The sequence below is a fragment of the Aminobacter sp. NyZ550 genome (assembly GCF_025628925.2).
In the GTDB taxonomy this organism is placed as follows: domain Bacteria; phylum Pseudomonadota; class Alphaproteobacteria; order Rhizobiales; family Rhizobiaceae; genus Aminobacter; species Aminobacter ciceronei.
In genome coordinates this window covers 2740134-2755043 of record NZ_CP114190.1, presented here as the reverse complement: position 1 = coordinate 2755043, position 14910 = coordinate 2740134, and the positions used below count along the sequence as shown (strand labels likewise).

Sequence of the window (14910 nt, the reverse complement as noted above, 5' to 3'; positions counted from 1 at the left end):
GTTAGTGCGCGAGACGCCGCGCTGTCAACCGGGCGCAGCAATTTTTCCGCAACGTCACCCGGTGCTTCGGAAGCTGCAATGCGAGCGTTTCGTTTAACGATCGCTACACCATCAACCATCACCCCACCTTAACCGCACAGCGCTATTCTCTTGGTCAGATTTGGGGGATTTACTGGGATGTACTTCGAACGTCAGGCCGAGGGCGGAGAAACCACCTCTCAGGAGCGACGCGACCCGAAACAGGACGACGCCCGCATCCTTGGCCATGTCGTGCAGTGCGACGGCGCCCGCGCGGTCATCAGCGCCTATGCCGAAGGCGCCTCGGCCGCAGTCGGCCTGTGGACCGTCGGTCGCATGATCTGCATCAATCTCGGCGAAACCCGCACCATCGGCCTGGTCTATTCCATCGCCAAGTCCGACCGCTCGTGGAGCAGCGAAGGCGACAACCCCATCGAGGTTAATGTCGAGCTGATCGGAGAGGTTCGTGACGTGGGCACCGACAAGCACCCGGTGTTCGACCGCGGCATCACCGCCTATCCCTATATCGGCGCCATCGCCCATCGCATACGCAGCCGCGACCTGCAGGCGGTCTACGACCTTGCCGGACGCCGCACCGTCACCATCGGCCAGCTTTCCCAGGACGATACTATCGACGCCTGTATCGCGATCGACGAGACCCTTGCCCGCCATTTTGCCGTCGTCGGCACGACAGGCGTCGGCAAATCGACTGCCGTCTCGCTCCTGCTGCGCAAGGCGATTTCGGCACGGCCCGATTTGCGCGTCCTAATCATGGACCCGCACAACGAGTTCGCTGCATCGCTGCCGGAGCACTGCGTCAAGGTCGACACCAATTCGCTCGACCTGCCCTTCTGGCTGTTCCGCCTCGAGGAGTTCTCGGAAGTGCTGTTTCGCGGCCGCGAGACCGACGCCGACGAGATCGACGTGCTGCGCGACCTCATTCCGGTCGCCAAGAACCTCTACCGCAGTCCCCAAGGCGGCGCCTTCCTGCGCCGTGGCGTCGACGCGCTGACCGCGGACACGCCCGTGCCCTACCGCATCGCAGACCTGATCAAGCAGATCGACGAACGCATGGGCCTGCTCGAATCGAAGAACGAGCGCCCGATCCTGAAGTCGCTGCGCACCCGCATCGAGTCGGCGCTGGCCGATCCGCGCTACCGCTTCATGTTCCATTCCAGGCTGATCGAGGACACCATCCACGAGACCATCGGCAACATCTTCCGCGTGCCGACGCATGGCCGTCCGGTCACCTGCTTCGAAATGGCAGGCATGCCGTCGGAAGTCGTCAATTCGGTCTGTTCGGTGCTCGCCCGCCTCGCTTTCGACCTTGCGCTGTGGAGCGAAGGGCGCCTCAAGCTGCTGCTGCTGTGCGAAGAAGCCCATCGCTACATGCCCGCCGATCACAGGCTCGGCTTTGCGCCGACGCGCCACGCGCTGTCGCGCATCGCCAAGGAGGGCCGCAAATATGGCTGCTACCTCGGCGTCGTCACCCAGCGCCCGGGCGAACTTGACCCCACAATCCTGTCGCAATGCTCGACCGTTTTCGCCATGCGCCTCGCCAACGAACAGGACCAGGCGATCATCCGCTCGGCCATCGCCGATTCCTCCGCCTCGACACTCTCCTTCCTGTCGTCGATGGGCCAGCGTGAGGCCATCGCCTTTGGCGAAGGCGTCGCCACCACAATGCGCCTGAAGTTCGAAAAGCTTTCGGACGAACTTATCCCCGGCACCGGCAAGCGTGCCGCCGAGGCGCCGACGAGCAGCGGCGACGACGTCGATCTGGCCGCCGTCGTCGAGCGCCTGCGCAACGTGCCAAAACCGCAAGCAACGGCACTCGGCTTCGCCGAAGTCGTCGACGTCCAGCGCCAGGCAGGCGACAGCGACTACCGCAAACCGGCAGCGCCGAGGCCGCAGCCGGACGACGATTTCGATACCCGCTTCGGCCTGCGCCCCTCGACCTTCGGCGGCCGTCCGCCACAGGACTGAACGGGCTCAAGAATGGCTGTTCAAGTTCAGATTCCCGAACCGTCCAGCTGTTCCTCGTCATCGCCTTCCCAGGGCGTCGGCATTTCAGGGGAATTCTTGCTCAGATTGGCTGTAGGAAGCGGCATCCAGCATTTCAGTTCCGGATCGGCATAGCCGATGATGCAGCCCGGGTAGGAATCGCCGGCGCGCCAGCCTTCGATGCCGAATGCGTCGGGCCGGGCCCAGTAGGCCACGTCGACCTCCGCCGGTCCCTGTTCGGAAGGCCGCACGGTGACCAGAATCCGGCTGCCGTCCTTTGGCGCGCTCGCCATGTTCCGCCACCGGTCTGAATCGTCCATTCGTCGTCCTCCTCTGCCCTGATGCGGCCGCAGCCATTCAGACGGCGGCAGGATCAGTGTTGCGTCGTTCGACGAGGACGTCCAGCGGCAAGTTAGAGCCAAGGTCTATGGCAGATGAATTCCGTCGCCTTGGCGCAGTCGCCATCCGGCGCTGAGCCATGACATCTGCCGCCGCAGCCGCGACCATGAGAGCCGGCATACCGTGGAGAAAAGCGCATGGCCGAATGGACGCTTTCCGAATCGGTCTCGACCAGCGCCGGCCGTATCAGCGCCGGCCGCGCCGGCGATGGCCCCGACCTCGTGCTCGCGCATGGCTGGCCTTGGTCGTCCTTCTCCTGGCACCGGGTCATCCCTGATCTGGCGCGGCGATACCGGGTGCACTGGTACGACATGCCAGGCTACGGGCAATCGGACAAGGTCGCCACGCAGCGGACTTCGCTCGATGTCCAGGGTGAGATTTTCGCCGAGATGCTTGCCCACTGGCAACTCGTGCGCCCCTCGGTCATTGCCCACGACTTCGGTGGTGCCACCACCTTGCGAGCGCACCTTCTGCTTGGCTGCGACTACGACCGCTACGTCCTGATGAACGTTGTGGCGATGCGCCCCTGGGGCTCGGCATTCTTCGATCACATGGGCAAGCACGTCGAGGCCTTCCAGGGTCTGCCGACCCACATCCACCGGGCGCTTGTGGAGGCCTACATCAGGGGCGCCCTGGTCGGCACGGTCGCAGATGACGACATCCGCGGCCTGGTCGAGCCATGGCTAACGGACGACGGATCTGCCAGCTTTTACAGGCAGTTTGCCCAGGCCGACGAGCGTTACACGGCAGAGGTCGAGCCCCTGTTTGGAAATGTGCGCTGCCCGGTGCAGATCATCTGGGGAGAAGACGATCCCTGGATCCCGCTTGAGCGGGCGAAGGCCCTTCACGCGCTTATGCCGCAGGCAGGTTTCGAAACGATTCCCTATATTGGCCACATGCCACAGCTGGAAGCGCCCAAACGTTTCTTGGCCAGCCTGGAGGACTTTCTCTAACGGCTCCGCAGTGCCTATTGCTATCGGGGAATTCGTCAGGTCGTGCCGAATGGCGTGGGTTTCGAGAACCGGAACGGAGCGGACACCAAGTCCGTGAGCACGGGAAGCGGAGAAAACCGCGTCAGGCGGCCGGCATCACGAATTCAGCGATAGGAATTCACGCGCAGACGCGGTTGCGGCCCTGCCGCTTGGCTTCGTAGAGTTGTTTGTCGGCGCGGCGATAGAACTCTTCGGCCGTTTCCTCGCGGTCCCACAAGGCAAGGCCGAAGCTCGAGGTGACGTTGAGGTGCGCGCCGCCTGCCTCGATGGCCATGCCGGCGATCGCCTTGCGCATGCGCTCGGCGAAGCGCTGCAGAAGCTCGATGTCCATGTTGGGCGCGACGATGGCGAATTCCTCGCCGCCCAGCCGCGCCACCACGTCGTGATATCTCGTCATGCTCTTGAGGCACTTGGCGACAGAGCGCAGAACCTCGTCGCCGGCGTCGTGCCCATAGGTGTCGTTGACCTGCTTGAAGTGGTCGAGATCAAGGATCATCAGCCCGACAGGCCTGTCGATGCGGCGAAACTCGCCGAGATATTCCCGCAATGCATCGTCGAAATAGCGCCGGTTCTGCATGCCTGTCAGACCGTCGGTGAGTGCCGCCTGTTCAAGCGTGCGCGACCGCTCGCTCAGCGACGCCGTCATCTGGCGCAGCTCGCCGCCTTCCTTCACCTGCGTGCGGATCTGCGGAAAAATGAAGAACACGCCGTAGACAAGCGTACCGCTCAAAAGCAGTGCGATCATGAACAGCAGCCGCTCGACGGCCTCGACGCTCTGCACCCAGCCGGGCGTGTAAAGCGCCTCCGCGGCCCCCTGCATCTGGCCCCAGGCGTAGAAAATCCCCAGCGCTGCCGACAAAATCAGCGCACTGAAGATGAAAAACGCGGTTTCAGCCCGGTGAAAGCGCATGATGATCCTAGTGGAACCCCTGCGCGGGTTATGTCATGGCTGCGCCTTACGGACGGTTAATCCCTGCCGCCACTTCCGATGCATCGGCGCCTCCGGACGTCCGTCCGGCCTCGCCGCCGATGCGTTGCCACTCCGGCCCGAACTGGTTGCGGAACCACGTCGATTGCCGCTTCGAATATTGGCGCGTGGCGATCTTGGCACGTTCGATCGCCTCGTCGAAGCTCATCTCGCCGGCTATGGCCGCCGCCAGTTCGCGCACACCGATCGCCTTCATCGCCGGCAGTTCGGGCGCAAGCCGCATCGCCATGATTTCCTTGACCTCGTCCAGCGCGCCGCCCTCGATCATCCTGTCGAAACGCTGGTCGATGCGCTTGATCAGAAGGTCCCGTTCCGGCGCGATGACGATGAAGCGCGCCGTGGCGAAGTCGATCAGCGGATGGCCCTTGTCGGCCTGCCATTTCAGGATCGAGCGGCCCGACGCCTCCAACACCTCCAGCGCGCGCACGATCCGCTGGCCGTCGCTGGCTTTCAGCCGCATCGCCACCTCGCTGTCGACGTGCATCAGCACGCGATGCAGCCGCGGCGCACCTTCCTCGTTGAGGCGCCAGCGCCAGCGATCCCTGATCTCGGCTGGGATTTCGGGCATCTCCGAAATACCCTCGGCGAGCCCCCGAAAATAAAGCCCGGTTCCGCCGACGAACACAGGCGGCTTTTCGGCAAACAGTCCGCTGTCGGCCAGCACGGCGACGTCGCGCAGCCAGTTGCCGGTCGAATAGGCCGTCGCCGGCGAGACATGGCCGTAGAGGAAGTGGCGCACGCGTGTCAGATCGTCGGCGCTCGGGCGCGCCGTCAGCACGTCGAGCACGCCATAGACCTGCATCGAATCGGCATTGACGATGACGCCGCCGTCACGCTCGGCGAGTTCGAGCGCCAACGCCGACTTGCCGCTGGCGGTCGGCCCGGCTATCAGGGTCGCGTTCTTGATGCGCCCCTCGCTAGTCCCGGAATTTTTGATGCCGCTGATCGCCACGCTGATTTCCCATCCGGACCGCGCTCTGCTGGCTCCGTCCCTTGCCGATAAGGCCTCTCGCGCCCTGGGCGCAAGCGCCATTGTGTGGCTGGCCGAGGCCGTTGCCTGCGACATCGCCCTGCCAGCGGGACTTTCGGCCGACGATGCCCATGCGTCGCTTGCCGCCGCCCTCTCCGGCGAAGCCATCGATTTTGCCATTCAGGACAACGCGACACGTAGGAAAAAGATCCTCATCGCCGACATGGATTCGACGATGATCGACCAGGAATGCATCGACGAGCTCGCCGACGAGATCGGCGTCAAGGATCGTGTCGCCGACATCACCGCGCGCTCGATGAATGGCGAGATCGCCTTCGAGCCGGCGCTGCGCGAGCGTGTCGCGCTGCTTGCCGGTCTCGACGCCGCAGTCATCGACCGCATCATCGACACCAGGCTGACACTCACCTCCGGCGGCAAAACGCTGGTCGCCACCATGAAGGCGCATGGTGCCTATACCGCCCTCGTCTCCGGCGGCTTCGACGTCTTCACCTCGCGCATCGCCGCCAAGCTCGGCTTCGACGAAAACCGCGCCAACCACCTGATTGAGGCCGACGGCAAGCTCACCGGAAAGGTTTCCGAGCCGATCCTCGGCCGCGCCGCCAAGGCCGCTGCGCTCAACGAGATTTCTACCCGCCTCAGCCTCACCCCGACCGACGCGATGGCCGTCGGTGATGGCGCCAACGATCTCGACATGATCCGCCTCGCCGGCTCGGGCGTTGCTCTTCATGCCAAGCCGTCGGTGGCCGCCCAAGCCAAGATACGCATCGACAATTCCGATCTTACCGCCCTGCTCTACCTCCAGGGCTACAGCGCGCGCGAATTCGCGCGATGAAGGAGATTCGTACTGAGCGTTTGATCCTGCGCAACTGGGAAGAGCGCGACCGTGCCCTCTTCCACCGCATCAACTCCGACGACTTGGTGATGGAGTTCTTCGGCATGCGCCGCAGCCGCGCAGAGAGCGACGGGTTGCTGGACAAGCTGCGCGCCGGCATCGACAGCGACGGCTTTGGCTTCGCCGCTGCCGAAATTGCCGGAACAGGCGAATGCATCGGCTTCGTCGGCCTGCTGCGCACCGACCTCGAACCGTTCATCCCCAAGGGCACGCTCGAAATCGGCTGGCGTCTTGCACCAGAGTTCTGGGGCAAGGGCTATGTCACCGAGGCGGCGGATGCCTGGCTCGATTTTGCTTTCGAGGCGATCGGCGACGATGAAGTCGTCTCGTTCGCCGTCTGGAACAATAATCGCTCGACGGCGGTCATGCAGCGCCTCGGAATGCGGGCGGAGCCGTCGCGCAATTTCGACCACCCGCGCGTTCCCGACGCCCATCCAGAGCTCAAGCGCCACGTCTTCTACAGCCTCAAGCGGAACCAGTGGCAAGAACGGAAAAAGGCGGCCAACTAGCCGCCTTTTCCTTGTCTTTCAGGGGTTTGCCTGAATCTCCTGACTCAATCCATCCGGATCGTCACGAAGCGCAGTTCACCCGTCTTGGACGCCAGCATCAGCAGCGCGTTCTTGCGACCCTGCTCCTTGAGCGCGGCGATCCGGTCGGTCACTTCCTTCGGCGTCGACACCGATTCCTGAGCGATCTCGGTGATCACCTCGCCGGCGACGATTCCGCGCTCTGCGGCAGCTGAATCCTTGGCAACGGCAGTGACCACCGCGCCTGACACCTCGGCAGCGATGCCGAACTTGGCACGCGCGTCGCTGTCGAGTTCGCCGATGGTCATGCCGAGCACGCTTGCCGTGGCGACCTCGGCACCCTTGTCGGCGCCCTCTTCCGGCTTGGCGGCCTCGCCTTCAGCCAGCTTCTCGCCGTCCTCGAGCCGACCGAGCGTCACCTTGACGGTCTGCTCGACGCCCTTGCGCACGATCACCACGTCAACGGCCTTGCCGACGGGGCTTTCAGCGACGACGCGCGGCAGGTCGCGCATTTCGACGACGTCCCTGCCGTCGAACTTGATCACCACGTCGCCGGGCAGGATCTGGCCCTTGTCGACCGGTCCGCCCTTGATGATGCCGGCAATCAGCGCGCCCTTGGCGGTGGCCATGCCGAGGCTCTCGGCAATGTCGTCGGTGACAGGCTGGATGCGCACGCCGAGCCAGCCGCGACGGGTTTCGCCGAACTCGGCGAGTTGGTTGACAACGCCGACCGCGATCTCGGCCGGGATCGAGAAACCAATGCCGATCGAACCGCCCGAGGGCGAGATGATCGCCGTGTTGATGCCGATGACCTCGCCATCCATGTTGAACAGCGGCCCGCCCGAATTGCCGCGGTTGATCGCAGCGTCGGTCTGGATGAAGTCGTCATAGGGGCCGGAATTGATGTCGCGGTTACGCGCCGAAATGATGCCGACGGTGACCGTGCCGCCAAGCCCGAACGGGTTGCCGATCGCCATCACCCAGTCGCCGATGCGCATCTTGTCGGAATCGCCGAACTTCACCGCGGTCAGCTTCTTGGCCTTCGGGTCGATCTTCAGCACCGCAATGTCGGTCTTGGTGTCGGTGCCGACCAGCTCGGCCTTCAGCTTCGAGCCGTCGGAGAAATTGACCTCGATCTCGTCGGCGTCGGCGATGACGTGGTTGTTGGTGACGACGATGCCTTTTTCGGCATCGATGACGAAGCCGGAGCCGAGCGACTGCACCTTCTGGGAGCCGCCATTGTTCTGGCCTTCGCGGTTCTTGAAGAACTCGTCGAAGAAATCCTGGAACGGCGAGCCCTCGGGAAGCTGCGGCATCGGAACCGCGTTCTCGTCCTCACCGCCCTCGCTGCCCTTGACGGTCTGCGACGTCGAGATGTTGACAACCGCGCCCAGCAGGCCCTCGGCGAGGTTGGCGACCGACTCCGGTCCTTGCGCCAGCGCCGGCGTCACGAAGGACGGGGCGACGGAGGCGCCGATCATCAGCGCCGTGGTGGCGGCCAGAGAGGCCTTTCGCATGGCGCGCAAAAGGGGCGTGGAAATCATAGGGAAGCCTCCCGGGGCTGTCATGGCATAGATCGCGCCCGGGCCGTCCGGACGCGAAGCGTCATGATGGAAACAAATAAGGCCTGTTTGCGACCATTGCTACGGGCACGGGATAAATCGTCCGTTATCCCCTGACGAGCCAGACGATGCCGACGCCCATGGCAAGGGCGGCAAGGCCGACTGTCCGGAGCACTGCCTCGGGCATTTCGGCCGCCTGCGCGGCCATCCTCTTGGCCACGGCGGGAAAACCGCCATAGACCAGGCCCTCGATGACGAGGACCAGGCCCATGGCGACGACGAAGTCCCGCACTGCTTAGTTGTTGGCGGCGGGAGCGGCAGCCCCGGCGGCAGGCGCCGGCGCAGCCTTTGCAGCACCGCCTTCGGGGCCGCGGAAGTAGCGGAAGAACTCCGATTCCGGCGACAGCACCATGGTCGTGCCATCGGCATTCAGGGCCGTGCCGTAGGCGCTCATCGACCGGTAGAAGTCGAAGAACTCGGGATCGCGGTTGTAGGCGTCGGCAAACACCGCCGAGCGTTCAGCTTCGCCTTCACCGCGCAGGATTTCCGATTCCTTCTGCGCCTCGGCGACGATCTCGACCACTTCGCGGTCGGCGCGGGCGCGGATGCGCTGCGCAGCTTCCCGGCCGCGGGCCCTCAGCCTTTCGGCCTCGGCCAGACGTTCGGCCTTCATGCGGTCGAAGGTCTGCTGCGACACTTCCTGGGTGAGATCCGTACGGCGAATGCGGACGTCCTGGATTTCCAGGCCGAGCGACGTGGCGTCAGGCTGCAGCTGGTCGCGAACCTCGCGCATCATCGCCGCGCGCTCTTCCGAGAGCGCGGATTCGAAACCACGCACACCGTAGACCCGGCGCAGGGCCGCGTCGAAGCGGGTGCGCAGGCGCTGCTCGGCCAGTTCCACGCTGCCCGACACCGTCGAGCGGAACTTGCGGGCGTCGTTGATGCGATAGGCGATGAAAGCATCGACGTCGTAGAACTTGCCGCCAGAAACCTGGACGCGGATGTCGTCGAGGTCGAGGCGCAACACGCGGTCCTCGATGACCTGGACGTTGTCGGCCTCGAACATCGAGAACGGCGCCTTGAAGTAGATGCCCGGCTCGGTCTTGACGTCGACGATCTCGCCGAAGCGCAGCACGATGGCCTGCTGGCGTTCGTTGACGACGAAGATCGACGACCAGATCAGGAACAGGATGATAGCGGCGAGAACGCCGAGGATGGGAAGACGATTGGACATTAGTTGCCTCCCGCCGCCGGAGCGCGCTTCTGCAATTCAGGCAGCGGCAGATAGGGCACAACGCCCTGGCCGTTGCCTTGCTCGACGATCACCTTGCTCGAGCCCTGAAGCACCTTTTCCATCGTTTCGAGATAGAGGCGCTGGCGGGTCACGTCGGGCGCCTTGGCATATTCGTCATAGACCGAGATGAAGCGCTGCGCCTCACCCTGGGCTTCCTGAACGACGCGGTTCTTGTAGGCGGCGGCGTCCTCGCGGATCTGCGCCGCCTCGCCTCGCGCCTGGCCGAGCTTCTGGTTCGAGTACTGGTTGGATTCCTCGACGAAGCGGTCTTCGTCCTGCTCGGCGCGCTGCACCTCGTCGAACGCGTCGGCCACTTCGCGCGGCGGTGCCGCGTCCTCGATCGAGATCGCGTTCACGGCAAGGCCGGCGCCATACTGGTCGAGGGTCGACTGGATGATGTCGCGCACGCCAGCGGCAATGCCCTGGCGGTCGTCGCGGAAGATGTCCTGCGCCGGACGGCGGCCGACGACTTCGCGCATCGCGCTCTCGGCAATCTGGCGAACCATGATGTCGGGCTCGGAAACCTTGAACAGATAGGCCTGGGGATCCGAAACCTGGTAGGCGACGGAGAACTTGACGTCGACGATGTTCTGGTCGCCCGAAAGCATCAGGCCGGAAGACGTGCTGCCGCGGACTTCGCCGATATTGACCAGCTTTTCAGCCGTGTTGACCTTCTCGACAGTCTCGATCGGCCACCAGTGGAAATGCAGGCCGGGCTGCGACAATTCCTGCTTGGGCTTGCCGAAACGCAGTTCAACCGCCAGTTCATCCGGCTGCACGGTGTAGACCGACTGAAACGCCAGGAAAGCGACAAGGCCAGCGCCGATAAGGCCGAACAGCACGCCGGTCGAGCCACCGCCACCGGGCAGCGCGCGCTTCAGCTTGTCCTGGCCCCGGCGAATGATGTCCTCGAGATCGGGAGGCGAACCTTGCGGCCCGCTTGGACGTGGTCCCTGCCCCCAGGGGCCGCCGCCGCCATTATTGCCGCCGCCGCCACCCCAAGGGCCACCGCCGCCGCCTCCACTTTGATTGTTCCAGGGCATGAATGTCCTTTCGACTACGAAACCATGGCAGCCACGCCTGAGACGGCCGCACAATTACTGACACCATCTATAGGGATGCGGGCAAGCGCTTTCAACGCGATGCCCTTGAAGTGCCTCGGATTCCACTACAAATGTATGAATTCACACCATCAATGCACGTCGTGGCGCTTTTCGTAAACGGTATAGCGTGTCGCATGGCTGTCTTTTTCGCCGGCGGCAAAATCTTCGGCGTGTGCAACCGCCCAGATCTCCGGATCGATATCGGGAAAGCGCGTGTCGCCGTCGGGGGCCGCCTTGACATGGGTAACATGCAGCCGGTCGGCGAGCGGCAGCGCCTGGCGGTAGATCTCGCCCCCACCGATGACGCAGATTTCGGTGACGCCAGGCATGCAGCGACCCTTGGCAGTGCCAAGCGTGATGGCGTCTTCCAGCGAATGCACCACCTCCGCACCCTCGGCGCGAAACGCCTTGTCACGGGTAACGATGATGTTCAGCCGTCCCGGCAGAGGGCGCTTGGGGAAACTCTCCCAGGTCTTGCGCCCCATGATGATCGGCTTGCCCATCGTGTCTGCTTTGAAGCGCTTGAGATCGCTCGACAGCCGCCACGGCAAGCCGCTGTCGCGGCCGATGACACCGTTTTCGGCTATCGCCACGTAGATCGCAACTTCCATCGGACGCCCTTCCTACCCAGGCGAATCTGCGCCCGGTCGCTTATCGTGGGCTATCGTAGGGCTGCAGGATCAGAATTTCGATATCGCGCTCGGGATAAAAATCGGTGGCAGTCATCTCGAAGGTGGTCAACCCCACTTTCTTCACGCCAGCGCCACAGAAGCTGACAATGTTGGCTGGATCGCCCTTGTCGATGGTCAGCCTGAACTTGCCTATCGTGCCCAATGCCCAGTTGCCGCCCGTGGTGAGCACATAGGACAGCCAGGTTTCTGTATAGGGTGGGAAGCCGTCACCGGAATTCTTGGTCGCCTTCTCGACAGCGCGTTCAAAACTTTCGTCGAGGCAGTATTTGCGCTTGTAGTCGTCGTATTGCCCCTGAAACTTTCCGTCCGTGTAGAAGCTGACACCAGCCGTGCCGCCAACACTCGGCTTGTAGCTGTGCGCGACCTTCACCGGCTTGCCCGCCGGAAAGCTGGCCCTCCACCAATAAGTCGAGCGCAGCTGCCACAAAGGCTCGCGCACGCTCTTCATGCCCGAACCGTCGTCATACTCATTGAGTGTGATCAGCCCGCGGTTTTGCCAGTCGGCCGCCACTTCCGACGACAGCTTCTCCAACGCCTTCAACGTCGCGTCGCCGAACGGAAAATAAGGTACGCCGTTGGCGTCCAGCTCCTTGCCGATATCCAGCCCCACGGCAAAAGCCGAATGCTGCAACTCAGGCTTCACCTCCTGACCGTCGATCGATACCGAGAAGCCGAGGAAATTGTCGGACGCATCCACCGGAATGTCGACATTGGCGTAGGGACTGCCCTCGATGTCGGGCATCGGAAACGCCACCAGCGTCTCGACATCCTTGTCCGAATTGTTGCGGAACACGTAGTCGACCGTCACCTTCTCCGGGGAGATGAACAGATCCTCGCTTTCCATGGCGATCTGGTCGCTGCGACCGATGATCAACCCGCCGGCGCCAAGCTGCGCCGTCGTGTCGTTGGCGGATGCGGGAGCAGACATCGCCGACATGCCGGCAACGCTCAGGGCGATCAGTCCGTCACGGCGTGCCATCCGGTAGCCCTCACACCGCGATCGGCGCGCGGATGGTGGCGTCGGCGACGTAGTTCTCGAGCCTGAAATCCTCGAAGCGGAAGGCAAACAGGTCCTTCACCTCGGGATTGATCCACATCGTCGGCAGCGTCTTCGGGCTGCGCGTCAGTTGCTCGCGCGCCTGGTCGAAATGGTTGTGGTAGATGTGTGCGTCACCCAGCGTGTGGACGAAGTCGCCCGGTTTCAGCCCGGTCACCTGCGCCACCATCATCGTCAGCAGCGCATAGGACGCGATATTGAACGGCACGCCGAGGAAGATGTCGGCCGAGCGCTGGTAGAGTTGGCATGACAGTTTGCCGTCGGAAACATAGAACTGGAACAGGCAGTGGCACGGCGGCAGCGCCATGGCATCGACCTCTTCCGGGTTCCAGGCCGAGACGATCAGCCGGCGCGAATTGGGGTTCTTGCGGATCTGTTTGAGCAAAAGTGCAATCTGGTCGATCTCGTCGCCGTCGCGCGTCGGCCACGACCGCCACTGCTTGCCATAGACCGGGCCGAGATCGCCATTCTCGTCGGCCCATTCATCCCAGATCGATACCCCGTTGTCCTTGAGATACTTGATGTTGGTGTCGCCGGCGAGGAACCACAAAAGCTCGTGGATGATCGACTTCAGATGCAGCTTCTTGGTGGTGACAACAGGAAAGCCATGCCCCAAGTCGAACCGCATCTGATGGCCGAAGACCGAGCGTGTGCCGGTGCCGGTGCGGTCGCCACGGTCGCTGCCGTTTTCAAGGACATGGCTGAGAAGGTCGAGATACTGGCGCATGAAGGACGTCCGGTCGGATTGGCGAGATTCGCTGGCCGCAAGCGTAGCCCATTCCGCTGCCCCGGCAAACGCCGGGACACGCGGCTGGTCGCTCGTCCGATCCTATTTCAGCACGCCAGGCCAGTTCCTCTCAGCCTTTGCAATGTTGCCCTCGACATCCTGCCGCCACAACGAGCGAACGCTCTTGGAGTAGTTGAGGTAAAGCTTGTCGCCCACCACTGTCCAGGCATTCGGGTCTGAGGAAGCGGTTGCACCCTGGCTGACGGCATAGGCGCAATAGCCGCCATATTGCGGCAGGTATCGAGCCGGAGACCGCAGGAACGTCCCCCGGTTGGCGGCACTGGCGAAGCGATAGGTGATGCCGTCATGCACCGCGACGTGCGCAGGCAACCCCTTGGTCGCCTTGCCGGCGGTGAAATAAGCGACCACGTCATAGCCGCCCGCGCCGACACCGGGCGGTTTACCGGTGTAAACCATAGCCTGTTTCGCTCGCGCAACGCCCGGTCCGAGCGCCCCGCTCACGGCGAGCGGCAGAAACATTGCGGTCAGAATGAGACGGCGTCTGTCCATCGCCGGTTTCCCTCGACAAGCCACCGTAATCATAGCAGCCCGCGGCCCCATCTGCCGCGCGCCTCGCTACACAATCAGGTGATCCGGTCAGGGTCAGGCTAATGATTGGCCAGCAGATGGACTTGCCGGAAAGACAGCTCAGAGCGAACCGAGTTTGCCCAGTTCCTTGGCCACAAGGTAATAGAACGTCACGCGGTTCTTGGTGTTGTCGGCCGACATCGCCTTGCAGACCTTTTCCAGCGCGCCGTCCGCCTTCTTCGCATCCTCGACGCCGAGCTTCTTGGCAATCCAGCCGGCTTTGACGCGATCGAGTTCCTTGGGGTCGGTGCACGAGACAAGCGAAGAGTCGCGGTTCCGGAGCGCGATGCCCAGGTGCTTGACGATCTTGGTCACCACCTCTTCCTTGGCGCCGGCGTCGTACTTCTTCACGTCTGCAAGATAGTCGGTCATGTGAATTCCCCTCGTCGACGAATTGATCTCATCTCCCGCAGGGGCCCGGCTCAGACCGGTTCAGGTGCATCCCCAGCGGGCCGAAGCTTCGGTTCGCGCATCACGCGAGTCAACCCTGCCTATTCGCGTGGCTTCATGAATCTGTTGCGAATGGCTGTTAGGACTTGCCGTTCCCACCTTCCATTTTGCAGCCGGCCTCCCTATATTGGGGTCGTCAGCTTGACTGACTATGGCGATAAACTGCCGATGAAATAAGCCATTCGGACCCGGGGGCGGTACCCGGCGCCTCCACCAAAAGTCGTCGCACGGTCGAACGACGATTTTTGCTGGGGGCGAAATAGGATCGACGAGGGTGTAAAGATCGGACTTTTGCCCGGCATTGTACCACCGTTATCGGGCTAAACTTGTAGTTGCAAACGACAACTATGCGGAAGCACGTCTCGCTGCTTAATGCAGTGCGATAGCTTCAAATTAAGCCCTAGAGGTTCGCACTTCTAGGCGGGGTTCGGAGGTACCTGGCAACAGAAACCTCCACTTCTCTTCTCCCCCAAAATCTTCCAAGATCAAAATCTCCCAAGACATTGTCATCGCCGGCCAATGCCGGTTTGCCGTTGCCTGTTTTTTTGCCGGTGCGCCGCGCGTCC

General features: G+C 63.0%; 16 protein-coding genes and 1 other RNA gene. 5 read left to right on the top strand and 12 right to left on the bottom strand.

Translation table 11 applies throughout. The features are described from left to right. The first annotated feature begins 177 nt into the window (after nucleotides 1–177). Nucleotides 178–2004 carry an ATP-binding protein gene (locus N7E70_RS13490; RefSeq protein ID WP_263006646.1) on the top strand — a complete coding sequence of 609 codons (1827 nt, stop codon included), beginning with the start codon at nucleotides 178–180 and terminating at the stop codon, nucleotides 2002–2004. Nucleotides 2005–2030: 26 nt separating this feature from the next. On the opposite strand, the gene N7E70_RS13485 is transcribed toward N7E70_RS13490, so the two are convergent. Then, nucleotides 2031–2342 (bottom strand): hypothetical protein, encoded by a 312-nt coding sequence (locus N7E70_RS13485; protein WP_067960538.1) that lies wholly within the window; start codon nucleotides 2340–2342, stop codon nucleotides 2031–2033. A gap of 216 nt (nucleotides 2343–2558) precedes the next feature. Between N7E70_RS13485 and N7E70_RS13480 the strand changes: the two genes are divergently transcribed. Then, nucleotides 2559–3374 (top strand): alpha/beta fold hydrolase, encoded by an 816-nt coding sequence (locus N7E70_RS13480; protein WP_154386657.1) that lies wholly within the window; start codon nucleotides 2559–2561, stop codon nucleotides 3372–3374. A 157-nt stretch (nucleotides 3375–3531) separates the two neighbouring features. Here N7E70_RS13480 and N7E70_RS13475 read toward each other — a convergent pair whose 3' ends face one another. Together N7E70_RS13475 and miaA are read right to left on the bottom strand one after the other, a co-directional pair. Continuing rightward, nucleotides 3532–4323 carry a GGDEF domain-containing protein gene (locus tag N7E70_RS13475; protein ID WP_263006645.1) on the bottom strand — a complete coding sequence of 264 codons (792 nt, stop codon included), beginning with the start codon at nucleotides 4321–4323 and terminating at the stop codon, nucleotides 3532–3534. Nucleotides 4324–4369: 46 nt separating this feature from the next. Continuing rightward, on the bottom strand, nucleotides 4370–5347 hold the full coding sequence (miaA, locus tag N7E70_RS13470) for a tRNA (adenosine(37)-N6)-dimethylallyltransferase MiaA (RefSeq protein WP_185910400.1): 978 nt from the start codon (nucleotides 5345–5347) through the stop codon (nucleotides 4370–4372). Between miaA and serB the strand changes: the two genes are divergently transcribed. Beyond that, nucleotides 5337–6224 (top strand): phosphoserine phosphatase SerB, encoded by an 888-nt coding sequence (gene serB / locus N7E70_RS13465; protein ID WP_182573501.1) that lies wholly within the window; start codon nucleotides 5337–5339, stop codon nucleotides 6222–6224. The two genes, miaA and serB, sit on opposite strands and share 11 nt — an antisense overlap. Then, a complete protein-coding gene (locus tag N7E70_RS13460) occupies nucleotides 6221–6793 on the top strand; it encodes a GNAT family N-acetyltransferase (RefSeq protein WP_154386661.1) in 573 nt (190 codons plus the stop codon). Before serB ends, N7E70_RS13460 begins: the two co-directional genes overlap by 4 nt. Nucleotides 6794–6837: 44 nt before the next feature. On the opposite strand, the gene N7E70_RS13455 is transcribed toward N7E70_RS13460, so the two are convergent. The 9 genes from N7E70_RS13455 to N7E70_RS13415 all read right to left on the bottom strand — a co-directional run bounded on the left by N7E70_RS13455 (nucleotide 6838) and on the right by N7E70_RS13415 (nucleotide 14266). Beyond that, entirely contained in the window at nucleotides 6838–8355 is a 1518-nt protein-coding gene (locus tag N7E70_RS13455) for a DegQ family serine endoprotease (protein ID WP_067960527.1), read from the bottom strand. A gap of 124 nt (nucleotides 8356–8479) precedes the next feature. Further along, nucleotides 8480–8665 (bottom strand): DUF2065 domain-containing protein, encoded by a 186-nt coding sequence (locus N7E70_RS13450; RefSeq protein WP_263006644.1) that lies wholly within the window; start codon nucleotides 8663–8665, stop codon nucleotides 8480–8482. 3 nt (nucleotides 8666–8668) lie between these two features. Continuing rightward, nucleotides 8669–9607, bottom strand: coding sequence for a protease modulator HflC (gene hflC, locus N7E70_RS13445; RefSeq protein WP_263006643.1), 939 nt, complete (start codon nucleotides 9605–9607; stop codon nucleotides 8669–8671). After that, nucleotides 9607–10710: an FtsH protease activity modulator HflK gene (gene hflK / locus N7E70_RS13440; RefSeq protein WP_067960518.1), complete on the bottom strand. Its 1104-nt coding sequence runs from the start codon at nucleotides 10708–10710 to the stop codon at nucleotides 9607–9609. Before hflK ends, hflC begins: the two co-directional genes overlap by 1 nt. Before the next feature lie 149 nt (nucleotides 10711–10859). Further along, nucleotides 10860–11381 carry a dihydrofolate reductase gene (locus N7E70_RS13435; protein ID WP_263006642.1) on the bottom strand — a complete coding sequence of 174 codons (522 nt, stop codon included), beginning with the start codon at nucleotides 11379–11381 and terminating at the stop codon, nucleotides 10860–10862. 40 nt (nucleotides 11382–11421) lie between these two features. Further along, nucleotides 11422–12441: a DUF4424 domain-containing protein gene (locus N7E70_RS13430; RefSeq protein WP_263006641.1), complete on the bottom strand. Its 1020-nt coding sequence runs from the start codon at nucleotides 12439–12441 to the stop codon at nucleotides 11422–11424. Nucleotides 12442–12451: 10 nt separating this feature from the next. Next, on the bottom strand, nucleotides 12452–13246 hold the full coding sequence (locus N7E70_RS13425; protein ID WP_067960510.1) for a thymidylate synthase: 795 nt from the start codon (nucleotides 13244–13246) through the stop codon (nucleotides 12452–12454). 102 nt (nucleotides 13247–13348) lie between these two features. Further along, nucleotides 13349–13816 carry a YHS domain-containing (seleno)protein gene (locus tag N7E70_RS13420; protein ID WP_067960508.1) on the bottom strand — a complete coding sequence of 156 codons (468 nt, stop codon included), beginning with the start codon at nucleotides 13814–13816 and terminating at the stop codon, nucleotides 13349–13351. A gap of 138 nt (nucleotides 13817–13954) precedes the next feature. After that, the gene (locus N7E70_RS13415; RefSeq protein WP_263006640.1) at nucleotides 13955–14266 is read right to left on the bottom strand and encodes a DUF2853 family protein; all 312 of its coding nucleotides are present in this window, start codon (nucleotides 14264–14266) and stop codon (nucleotides 13955–13957) included. 174 nt (nucleotides 14267–14440) lie between these two features. On the opposite strand from N7E70_RS13415, the gene ssrA reads away from it, so the two are divergent. Further along, nucleotides 14441–14802: a transfer-messenger RNA gene (gene ssrA / locus N7E70_RS13410) on the top strand. Nucleotides 14803–14910 lie beyond the last annotated feature (108 nt).